The following is a 10,720-nucleotide window of genomic DNA, read 5'->3' as shown; positions in this document are numbered from 1 at the left end:
GCGCGACGAGCGCCAGATCGACGTGCCCATCGCCATGACCGCCGTCACCGGTGAGCAGATCAACGCCATGGGCATCAGCAAGGTCGCCGAGATCATCGCCATGACGCCCGGCGCGGGCGCCGTCGACAACGGCATGGGATTCCTGCAGGTGCAGATCCGCGGTGTCTCCAGTTCGCTGGGCGGCAACGACAACGGCTACTACCTGGACGACATCCCCTTCACCGGCGTCACCGTGCCCTGGTACCCGGAAGTGCGCTCCTGGGACATCGACCGGGTCGAAATCCTCAAGGGCCCGCAGGGCACCCTGTTCGGCGAAGGCTCCATGGGCGGCACCGTGCGCACCCTGACCCGCAAGCCGGACATGGACGCCTTCGACGCGGCCTTCGAAGCCTCCACCTCCAGCACCCGCGACGGCGGCAACGGCTGGGGCGGCAAGGCCATGCTCAACGTCCCCCTGGTCAAGGACAAACTGGCCGCGCGCGTGGCGGTGACCGACGAATCGCTCTCCGGCTGGATTGACGATGCCAACACCGGCCGCAAGGACATCAACGAACAGCGGGTCAAGACCGGCCGGGTCAAGCTGCGCTTCACCCCCACCGAACGCTGGAACCTGGACCTGGCCTACTGGAAGTACGACTCCGACGCCCCCGGCGGCGGCAACGGTTCGCTGGACAACCGCACCACCAATTCCTTCTATGCCAACACCGACGAATGGGACGTGGCCAGCCTGTCCACCAGCTACGCGTTCGAGGGCTCGCAGCTGTTCTATTCCTTCGCCGACGCGGACCTGACCTATGCCAACGACGGCATGCTCAACCCCACCACCACCTATGTGAGCAACATCCAGATTGGCGTGCGCACCCACGAGCTGCGCTGGTCCTCCACCGGCGAGCGCGCCCTGGACTGGACCGTCGGCTACTACCTGCGAAAGGCCGATCGCCATGATCAATCGGTGGTGGGAGGCGCGCCATCGACCCGGAACGCGCAGATCAATGATGCGTACGCCTTTTTTGGCGAGATGACGCTGGCGCTGCCGAACCGGGCCTGGTCGGTGACCGCGGGCCTGCGCTATTTCAAGGACGACGTGGACGCGATCTCCTGGTCCACGTCCCGCAGTACGGCGCTGGACGCGAAGTTCGACAGTTGGAATCCGCGCGTGGCGCTGTCGTTCAAGCCCGCCGCCGATACCACCCTCTACGCCAGCGTCGCCCGCGGCTTCCGCTCCGGCCAGTTGCAGCCGATCGGCACGCTGATGGTCGCGGAGGCCTTCGGGATCGAATTGCCGGTGACCATCGCCCCTGACAGCATCCTGACGTATGAAGTTGGCGCGAAGTCGCTGCTGGCCGACGGCAAGCTGGTGCTGGAAGGCGCGCTGTTCCACAGCGACTGGAAGGATGTCGCCGTGCGCGTGCCCATCACCTCCAGTATCAACGGCCTGATCAACTCCAAGGGCACCGAGAACAAGGGCGTGGAGGCCAGGCTGATTTATACCCCCAGTCCCGAATGGATATTGCAGGCGGGCGGCAGCTGGATCGACGCCACCTACGCCGAGGATGTCCCGGGCACGCCGCTGCGCAAGGGCACGCCGGTGTACAACGTGCCCAGGACGAGCTTCAACGCCTCGGTGGCGTACCAGTGGCCCGTGGGCGACCGGCTCAAGGGCATCGCCCGGGCGGGCGTGGTGCACGACTCGCGCCGCGAAACCGCGCTGACCGCCGGCACGCCCGGCGATGCGGTGACCTCGGCCAATGCGCGCGTCGGCCTGGAATCGCCCAACGGCTGGTCCGGATATCTCTACGGCGAAAACCTCACCGACGACGATGGCGCACTCAATGCGCGCACGACTCATGGACTGGGCAATCGCCAGCGCCCACGCACGCTAGGCGTCGTCCTGCGCTACGACTACTGAAGCATCCGACGGGCGGCGTGCCGGGAAACGGGCAAGCGGCCTTCGGCGCCGGAATTGGAGGTGCATCGTCTCAGTCCACGCGACTGCCACCCGGAGAATCGATTCCCGGCAAGCACGGGAGAGCGGGGATGCGGGGTTGGGATTGGAGCGTGGCGCGGGCCTATCTGCCCACCGCATTGGCATTGGGAATCGCGTTCGCGACATCGTTGATGGCACCGTCCGCGCAGGCGGGATCATCCGGAGTGACCCTCGATGCGGCCCGGGCGTGGCTGCCGTATGCGCTGTTCGTGCTGGCGGTGATGCTGGGGGGCTGGGTGACCATCCGGCTGTGGCGAGTCCGTCAGGCGACCAGCCTGATCTGCCGCTGCGGCGGACTGCTGGGGCCGGAGCGCCCCCTGGGCCTGAAGCACCTGCGCGCCCGCGTCTGTCGGGACTGTGGCCGCCAATGGCGGCGCCGCGCCTAGTATTGGCCGCGAAAAGGGGGCGGTGCCGTGGTTGGACCGGGCGCGGCAGGCACGCCACACGGCCCAATGACTAACAGCACATTCGCTATAGTCAACTTCGCAATAGCATCGTCTCCACGCTAGTCACCCGGAGACCGCCATGGTCGAAGCCGATGCCTACCTGAAGAAGTTCCAGAAGGAGTTGAGCGCCGGTACGGTGTCGCTCGCCCTGCTGGCGGTGCTGGCCCAGGCCGGCGAACCGATGTACGGCTACCTGATCGCCAAGCAGCTCGAGCGGGTCGGCGACGGCGTGCTCAGCGGCAAGCAGAGCGCGCTGTATCCGGTGCTGCGCAATCTGGAAGGGGCCGCGCTGCTCGACAGTTTCGTCGAGCCTTCGATCGCCGGTCCGCCGCGCCGCTACTACCGCATCACCGAGGCAGGGCGGGAGACCCTGCAGACCTGGGCGGCCGCCTGGCGCGCCACCCGTGATTCCGTCGATTCCGTCCTGTCGGGGATAACCGCATGAACACCACCACCACGCCGCGTCTTCCCACTTCCATCCCGGAATACCTGGAGCAGTTGCGCGCCGCGCTGGCCGGCGCGGATCCGGCGCTGATCCAGGACGCCCTGTACGACGCCGAGGAATACCTGCGTTCGGAACTGGCCGAACAGGCCGGCAAGAGCGAGGCCGAAGTGATCGCCTCGGTGGCCGGCAGCTATGGCGCGCCGGAGGAAGTCGCCGACATCTACCGCGAAACCGAAGTGACCGTGAATCGCGCGCTCAAGCCGCCGGCGCCGCCCAAGCGCCGCTCGGCGATCGGTCGCTTCTTCGGCGTGGCGGCGGATCCGCGCACCTACGGCGCGCTGTTCTACATGCTGCTGTCGCTGGCGACCGGTGTCTTCTACTTCACCTGGGTGGTCACCGGCGCGAGCCTGTCGGTCGGCCTGCTGATCCTGATCATCGGCATCCCGCTGCTGATGTTGTTCCTGGCTTCGGTGCGGGTGCTGTCACTGGTGGAAGGCCGCATCGTCGAAGCCCTGCTGGGCGAACGCATGCCGCGCCGGCCGCTGTACACGCAACGCGACAAGCCCTGGCTGACCCGGATCAAGGAGCTGTTCACCGACGGCGGCACCTGGACGGCGATGTTGTACTTCCTGCTGATGCAGCCGCTCGGCGTGCTGTACTTCACGGTGGCGGTGACTCTGCTGAGCCTGTCGCTGGGCCTGGCCGCCGCGCCGCTGGCGCTGTTGTTGCCGCATGCCGGCATCTGGTTCGACGACTGGAACCTGGCCTACGACGCCCCCTGGCTGCTGCCTTTCGTCTGCGCTTCCGGCGTGCTGCTGCTGTTCGCCACGCTGCATCTGGCGCGCGGCGTGGGCAAGGTGCATGGCTGGCTGGCCAAGCAGTTGCTGGTACGCACGCCGGTGGTGTGAGCCACTCGGTTCTTCCGGCAAATGCAGAAAGGGGCCCGCATCGTGCGGGCCCCTTCGTTCCGGGTGAACGCAACGCGCGGCGTCAGTGCGCGGGCATCAGCCGGTCGATCAGGAAACTCATCCGCAGCGCCATCAGTTCCGGATTGCGGAGGGCGTCGCTGACGCCGTGGCCGCCTTCCTCGTCCTCGTAGAAGTAGGTGGTGGCGCCGGCGTCGGCCAAGCGGTGGGCGAGCTTGCGCGCATGGCCGGGGCCGACACGGTTGTCCTCGGTCGAGATGGTGACCAGGAACGGCGGATAGCGCGTGCCCTGACGGACATTCTGGTACGGCGAATACGTGAGCATCGCGGCCAGCTGTTCCGGCACGTCGGGATTGCCGTACTCGTTCATCCAGGCCGCGCCCATGCCCATGTGACGCATCCGCACCAGATCGGTCAGCGGAACGTCGCTGACCACCGCCGCGAACAGGTCCGGCCGCTGCGTGCCCAGCGTCGCGGTGAGCAGGCCGCCGTTGGACATGCCGAAGATGCCGATCCGATCCGGCGCGGTGAAGCCGCTGCGGATCAGGTGCTCGGTGACGGCGATGAAATCGTCATACGAGTTCTGCCGCTTCTCGCGGATGGCCGCCGTGTGCCACGCCGCACCGCGTTCGCCGCCGCCGCGCATCGCCGGAATCGCCAGCGAACCGCCGCGCTCCAGCCACAGCTTCAGGGCCGGGCCGCCGACGGTGGCGTCGAAGTAACCCGGACGCACCGAGATGCCGAAGGCACCGTAGCCGGTCATCAGCAGCGGCTGCGGGCCGGATTTGGGATGGCGTGGCTTCAGCAGGAAATAGTCGACCGAGGTGCTGTCGCGCGAAGTGGCCGAACCGATTTCGGTGACGAAGCCGGCGCCATCCATCAGCACCGGGTCCTGGGCGAGCAGGCGCTGCGGTTGATCGTCGCGCAGCAGGTACTGGCTGCGCGGGGTGACGAAGCCGGCGACCGAAACCGCCAGTTCCCGGCGGTCACGTTCGTCGGCACGCAGGGTCACGGTGTCGCCGGCGGCCACATCCATCACCTTGCGGGTGGTCCAGCGACCGTCACCCGCCTCGTCACGCGCGGCGACCACGCGCTGGCGCAGGTGCTGGTTGATGATCAGGAACACTTCATCGCGCGTGGCCGCCAGTCCGCCGAAACCGGCGTCGACGAATTCGTCCGCCGCGGGCACATACACCGCCGACACGCGCTTGCCTTCCGGCGTGGCGGGATCCACGTCGTAGGCGAGCACGGTCTCGGCGCGATACGGCCGGCCTTCGATGGTCGCGTCCTTGGCCAGTTGGACCACGATGTGGCGCGCGGAGGTCGCCAGCACGCCGAATGGCTTGATCGCCTGCGGCAGCGGCAACGTGCGGGCCGCGCTGCTGGCATCGACCAGGCTGACTTCAAAGGTCGAATAGTCGATCGCGCGGGTCAGCACCGCCTGGACCCGATCGGAACCGACGGTGGTGGCCTGCACGATCGCATCGCCGGGTTGGCCCTGGAACGCCGGCTTCACGTCCGCCAGCGCCTGGCCGCGTTTCCACAGGCCGAACGCGGCCGGCCATCCGGCCAGTGATTTCGGCTGTTCGCCCAGTGTGTGGCCGACCAGCACCTGATCCGCGCTCATCCACTCGGCGAACGCGCGCGACTTGCCGACCCGGAACCCACCATCGACGAAGCGCGCGGCGGCGAGGTCGAATTCGCGGATTTCCACCTCGTCGCCACCGCCGGGCGAGAGCCGCAGCAGGCAGCGCGCGTATTCCGGCGCCAGGCAACTGGAGCCGAAGCTGTAGACCTGCAGTTCGAACGGAATGCCTTCGCGCTTGCGCAGCTCGGCCACGTCCAGCACGGTCTTCCACTCGCCGGCCACGCCCTGCGCGTTTCGCGTGGCGGCCTGCAGCAGACCGTAGGGATGCGCGGCGTCGCGGTACAGGCGCACCGCGCGTTCGCCAAGCAGATACTGATCGGGTTCGGCGGGGGCCTGCGCCAGCGCCGAGCCGAGTTCGCGGTTGACGGTGGCGTGCGACGGCAGCGCGCCCAGGCGGGCGCGTGCCTGATCGGTGGCCTGGCGGGCCCAGGCCAACGCCTGGGCGCCGTGCGGGTCTTCCAGCCATTGCAGTGCGTCGGCGTCGGCGGCGCGCGACGTCGCGGACAGGGAGAGGGCAAGGCCGAGCGCGAGCGCGGGGAGTATGCGTTGCGTGATCGTCATGGGATCGGATCTCCGATTCGAGGGTGATTGATGGGAAGTGCGTCGCATCAGTAGTCGTAACGGAACAGCACACCGAAGGTGCGCGGCTGAGGGCGGTAGGATGGACCCAGGCGCACCAGGTTTCCGTCGGTGTCGAACTCGCTCGGGCCGCGCGCGTTGATGGCGCCGTCCTCGTCGGTCAGGTTGTTGCCGTACAGGTACACGCCCCAGCCGGCGGGCGATTCCAGGCCGATGCGCGCGCCGGCCAGGGTCAGCGGGTCGCCCGGCGTGCCGGCGGTCAGCGCGGTTTCGCGCGCCGAGTCGTGGTGCACGTTGGCCGACACCACGCCGCGCAGGTTCGCGCCGACGTCCCAGGCGTACGCGGCGGAAGCATTCAGGCTGGTCTTGGGCACGTTGTAGACGGCGGTGCCGCGATGCAGCGGCGTGCCGGGCACGTCGGCCGAGTAGGTCGCGTCGAGCCAACTGCCGCTGAACTGCAGGGTCAGCGCGCGGACCGGGTTGTAGGTCACGCTCAGTTCGACGCCCTTGTTGCGGGTACCGTCGGAATTGGTCAGCCCGTTGATCTCCGGCGTGATCGGCACGCGCACCGCGACACCTTCCCAGTCGCTGTAGAAGATCGCGCCTTCCAGCAGCAACTTGCCATCGGCCAGCACCGACTTGGCGCCCAGTTCGTAGGTCCAGATCGAGTCGGCGGAGATCTGCGAAGGCAGATCGATCCCGTACTGCTCGGCCAGCTTGATGGAACCGATCGGCTGCAACTGGCCGGAGCGGAAGCCGCGCGCGGCGGAGGCGTAGAGGGTGGTGTTGTCCGACGGCTTGTAGGACAGGCTCAGACGCGGGTTCCAGCTGTCGAAAGTGGCGTTCAGCGTGGATACGCTGCCGTCGGAGGCGACATCCGATCCATCCACCTTGTCCTTGAAGTAGCGCAGGCCGGCGGTGACCGCCCAGGCCGGGTTGGGCAGCTTGAGCGTGGCCTCGCCGAAGATCGCGTGGGCATCGTTGGTCTGGCGCGAGTTGCTGGTCAGGATGCCGGGGATGTCCAGCACGTCCACGCGATCGGCCTTGCGCAGGTAGTAGCCGACCGTCCAGTCCAGCCGGTGTTCACCGATCGAGGCCCAGCGCAGTTCGTGGGTGCGCACGCCGATGTCGATCGCCGCGTCCAGCGGAATACCCGCCGCCAGCTCACCGGTCTGCGGATAGCTGAGGTTGCCATCGGAGAAGGTGTAGACGACCTGCGAGGCATCCAGATCGTAGGTGCTGGTCAGGCTGGCCGAATCCCATTCGTTGCGGCTGGCCAGGAACGAATTGTTGGTGCCGTCGTCGTAGGCGGAATTGCTGGCGGCCTCGGAGTCGGAGCGGTATTTCCAGTAGGCGAGGTCGATGTTCCAGCGTTCGGTCGGCGCGAAGCGCAGCTTGGCGCGCCAGGTGCGGATGTCGTTGTCGTTGACGTTCTTCCCGCCGGTCGTGGTGTTTTCGATCCAGCCGGGGGTGCGCTCGTCGGTGATGGCCAGGCGCAGGGCCAGGCGATCGTCGACCAGCGGAATGTTCACGTACGCCTTGGCGCCGCGGCCATCACCGCCGCCGCTGACACGCGATCCATCCAGTTCCACGCCCGCGCCGAAGCGGTTGAATTCCGGTTTGCGGGTGAGGATGCGCACGGTACCGCCCATCGACCCTTCGCCGAACAGGGTGCCCTGCGGGCCCTTGAGGATTTCCACCCGGTCGATGTCGAAGGAACGCGCATCCGGATACCAGGGCACGGTCACGCCGGTGAACGGGGTTTCATCCACGTAGTAGCCGTTGTCGTTGCCGCCCAGCGAACTGGACACGCCGCGGATCTGCACCTGGGTGAAGGCGCCGCCGGTGTCGATCGAGGAGGCGCCGGGAGTGATGTTGATGACATCCACCACGTTGCGCAGGCCCATCGCGTCGATCTGCTCGCCGGTCACCGCGGTGATGGCGATGGGAACGTCGATCTGGCGTTCGTCGCGTTTGCGCGCGGTGACCGTGACCGCGCCCAGATCGACGGCGTCGGCCTTTTCGGCGGATGCATGCCCGTCCGGCGTGACGGTGGCCTGCTGGGCATGGACCGGCGCGGCGATCAGCGACAACAGGATCGCGGCGGCCAGATGATTGCGGATCGGAGAAACGGGACGCGGCGTGGCACGTGGCTTCGTGGACGACATGGATGGACTCCGGTTGGAATGGCGGTCGGGAAGGCCGGCCTGCGCGGATATGCCCCCGCGCATGCCGGTCACTCGACGCCATGACGAACCGGTGCAACAAAAGTGAAATGGATGCGCGGGCGCATCCCGGGCGCTCCGCTCAGAAGCGGTAGTGGAATTCCATGCCGTAGGTGCGTGGACGCAGCCGGGTGGCGTTGCCGTAGGGGGTGCGGCCGTCCACCGCGCCCGCCTCGTCGAGCAGGTTGTCCCCGTACAGATAGCCGCTCCATCCGTTTGGCGACTCCAGGCCCAGGCGCAATCCCACGTCCATGATCGCGTCGCCTTCGACGCCTTCGACCAGACCCGTCTGGCGGCGCGAGTGATAGCTGGCCCGGCTGGCCGCGGTCAGATTCATGTCGTGGCCGACCGGCCATGCATAGGTGGCGGTGCCCGACAGGCTGGCGCGGGGCACGTTGTACACCTGGGTGCCGCGACGCAGCGGCGTGCCCGGCACGTCGGCGGCGTAGTAGGCATCGATCCAGGTCGCGCCCAGTTCCAGCCGCAACTGCGCGGCGGGCGCGTAGCTCAACCCCAGTTCCAGGCCCTGCACGATCGCGCCACGCGAGTTGATCAATCCGTTGTAGGTGCCATTGATCGGCACCCGCACCGGCAGATCGCGCCAGCGGGTGTGGAACGCGGCGCCCTGCACGAGCACCCGGCCACCGGCGGTGACTTGCTTGAGGCCGATTTCATAGGAGATCAGCGAATCGGGTGGCAGCGTGGCCGGCAATGGAATCCCGGCGGCGAGCGCGGCGGCCAGTGAATCCGCCGGTTGCAACTGGCCCGAGCGGAATCCGCCCGCCACGCCGGCGTAGGCGATGCGCTGATCGGAAAAACGCCGGGTCAGGCTCAGGCGCGGCGTGAGGCGCTGGAAGGTGGTGCGCAGGCGGGTGTCGCGGGTCAGCGCCAGCGCGCGTCCGTCGACTTCGTCGGTGAAGTAACGCAGTCCCGCGGTGACCGACCAGGGTGAACCGGCCCGTGCCAGCGTGGCTTCGCCGAACACGGCGTCGGCGCGATTGGATTGGCTCGATGCCCCGGGTTCGCCATCGACTTCCAGGGCGTCGCGTCGCAGCGCTTCCCGATGCGAATAGCCGAGGATCCATTCCATCGGCCCGGCACCGCGCGAACTCCAGCGCAGTTCCAGACTCTCCACGTCGATATGGAGATTTGCCCGGAGCGTGGACGTCGGTGAGATCACGCCGTCCATCACGTATTCGAGGCGGGCATCGGACATCGCCAGCAGCAGGCTCGAGGCGGGCAATTCCAGGCTGCTGCTGATGCTGTTGGCGCGCCAGCGGGAACGCGTGTCCTGGTAGACGCCGCTCTGCAGGGCGTCGGTGGCCGCGTAACCGCCACCGTCCGCGATGGTCGTCGAACTGATGTGGCTGACGTCGGTCATCCATGTATCGCTGGCCGACCAGCGCAGGCGCGCGCGCCGGGTGGTGACGCGCTGCGGATTCATGTCGCGGCCGCCGTCAGGCGCGTCCACCCAGCCGGCCAGGGTTTCGCGGGTGGCGACCAGGCGCAGGCCGAGCCTGTCCTGGACCAGCGGCAGGTTGGCCATCGCCTTGCCCATGCCGCCGTCGCCGCCGCCCTCGGTGCGGGACGCGCCCACCTGGACGGCGGTGGAAAACCGATCCAGTTCCGGCGCGCGGGTGAGGATGCGCACCGTGCCGCCCATCGAGCCTTCACCGAACAGCGTGCCCTGCGGTCCCTTCAGGACCTCCACCCGATCCAGATCGAACGATCGCGTGTCCGGGTGCCACGGCACGGTGACGCCGGTGAAGGGAATGTCGTCCAGGTAGTAGCCGTTGTCGTTGCCACCCAGCGAACTGGAAATGCCGCGGATCTGCACCTGGGTGAAGGCGGCGCCGGAGTCGATCGCGGCCACGCCGGGCGTCAGCCGCAGCGCGTCGGCGACGTTCTGCAGACCGAGCGCCTCCATGCGTTCGCCGTCGTGGACGGACAACCCCATCGGCACATCCACCCAGCGCTCGTCGCGCTTGCGCGCCGAGACCACCAGCGGCGCGAGGGTGCGGGTGGGTGCGACCAGGGCGATCGGTTGCGACGCGGGCCGATCGGCGCGCGGGACCACCCGCGACGATACGGTGATCACGCCGGACTCCACGCTGAAAACGTAGCCGCTGCCTTCCAGCAGGCGTTCCAGCGCGGCCTCCACCGTCATCACGCCGCTGACGCCCGGACTGCGGCGCGCCCGGTCCAGATCACCGACCGCCGCGAGCGGCAGGCCGGATTGCTGCGAGAAGCTCAGCAGCGCTTCGTCGAGGGGTTGCGCGGGGATGCGGAAGGCGATGCGTGGTGACGGCGCCGCCCACGCCGACAGGCAGAATCCCAGCAGAAGCAGCGATAGTCCGCCGCGCCGCCATCTGCCGGAAAGGCCCGTCCACCACGCCGGCGCCGAAGGGCGCATGCGGGAGCGGACGATGGCGGCGGCGGCGAATGGCAAGGACTGTGTTCCGGA

The 10,720-nt window shown here is 68.0% G+C and carries 7 protein-coding genes; 4 read left to right on the top strand and 3 right to left on the bottom strand.

The genetic code is table 11. The annotated features are described in order from the left end of the window. From AC3DEZ_RS09215 to AC3DEZ_RS09200, 4 genes are all read left to right on the top strand, one after another. Nucleotides 1–1,909, top strand: a 1,909-nt coding sequence (locus AC3DEZ_RS09215; protein ID WP_488387937.1) for a TonB-dependent receptor, incomplete at its 5' end; no start/stop codon positions are given. 128 nt (nucleotides 1,910–2,037) lie between these two features. Then, nucleotides 2,038–2,373: a hypothetical protein gene (locus AC3DEZ_RS09210; protein WP_488387936.1), complete on the top strand. Its 336-nt coding sequence runs from the start codon at nucleotides 2,038–2,040 to the stop codon at nucleotides 2,371–2,373. 139 nt (nucleotides 2,374–2,512) lie between these two features. Next, entirely contained in the window at nucleotides 2,513–2,878 is a 366-nt protein-coding gene (locus tag AC3DEZ_RS09205) for a PadR family transcriptional regulator (protein ID WP_488387935.1), read from the top strand. Next, nucleotides 2,875–3,786, top strand: a complete 912-nt coding sequence (locus AC3DEZ_RS09200; protein ID WP_488387934.1) for a sensor domain-containing protein — start codon at nucleotides 2,875–2,877, stop codon at nucleotides 3,784–3,786. The genes AC3DEZ_RS09205 and AC3DEZ_RS09200 overlap by 4 nt, the downstream gene beginning before the upstream one ends. 82 nt (nucleotides 3,787–3,868) lie before the next feature. On the opposite strand, the gene AC3DEZ_RS09195 is transcribed toward AC3DEZ_RS09200, so the two are convergent. The 3 genes from AC3DEZ_RS09195 to AC3DEZ_RS09185 form a co-directional block, all read right to left on the bottom strand. After that, a complete protein-coding gene (locus AC3DEZ_RS09195) occupies nucleotides 3,869–6,013 on the bottom strand; it encodes a prolyl oligopeptidase family serine peptidase (protein WP_488387933.1) in 2,145 nt (714 codons plus the stop codon). Between the two features lie 47 nt (nucleotides 6,014–6,060). Next, the gene (locus AC3DEZ_RS09190) at nucleotides 6,061–8,199 is read right to left on the bottom strand and encodes a TonB-dependent receptor (RefSeq protein ID WP_488387932.1); all 2,139 of its coding nucleotides are present in this window, start codon (nucleotides 8,197–8,199) and stop codon (nucleotides 6,061–6,063) included. 139 nt (nucleotides 8,200–8,338) lie between these two features. After that, entirely contained in the window at nucleotides 8,339–10,705 is a 2,367-nt protein-coding gene (locus tag AC3DEZ_RS09185) for a TonB-dependent receptor (RefSeq protein WP_488387931.1), read from the bottom strand. Between the last annotated feature and the right edge of the window lie 15 nt (nucleotides 10,706–10,720).

Source organism: Pseudoxanthomonas sp. 134C1, from assembly GCF_057773065.1.
The sequence above is the reverse complement of the archived record's forward strand: the minus strand, read 5'-3'. Positions and strand labels throughout refer to the sequence as shown.